General features: G+C 59.9%; 1 protein-coding gene. It reads right to left on the bottom strand.

Going from position 1 to position 419, the window contains the following annotated elements; all coding sequences use genetic code 11:
* Positions 1 to 419 (bottom strand): diaminopimelate decarboxylase family protein (locus tag B3520_RS14335; RefSeq protein ID WP_414673887.1); only part of this gene is annotated, 419 nt, incomplete at both ends.

Below are 419 nucleotides of genomic sequence, written 5' to 3'. Positions count from 1 at the left end.
CCAGCCTGTAGTGCGAGCGAGCGGTCTTTACCCAGAAAGTCCCCAGTTTCGCACACCGGGCCTACCAGGTCCCAGGTTTTTACCTCACCCCCATGCTCCCGCACCGGCACAATGTTCTGCCACGCCTGGTACAAAGACGGGCGGATGTTGTCATTCATGGCCCCGTCAATGATGGCAAAGTTCTTGTGTTCGGTGGGCTTGAGGTAGAGCACCTGAGTCAATAACACGCCCGCGTTGGCGGCAATGGAGCGGCCCGGCTCAAACATCAGGCTCAATTTACGATCGCCGAGTCTGGCCTTGATCGCATCCATATAGTCACTGACCGGTGGCGGGGTCTCGTCCCGGTAGGTCACCCCCAGGCCACCGCCCAGGTCCAGGTGATGAATGTGGATACCTTCGCCCGCCAGCTCGTCGACCAG

It is taken from the genome of Marinimicrobium sp. UBA4509 (genome assembly GCF_002388575.1).
In the GTDB taxonomy this organism is placed as follows: Bacteria; Pseudomonadota; Gammaproteobacteria; order Pseudomonadales; family Cellvibrionaceae; genus Marinimicrobium; species Marinimicrobium koreense.
The sequence above is the reverse complement of the archived record's forward strand: the minus strand, read 5'-3'. Positions and strand labels throughout refer to the sequence as shown.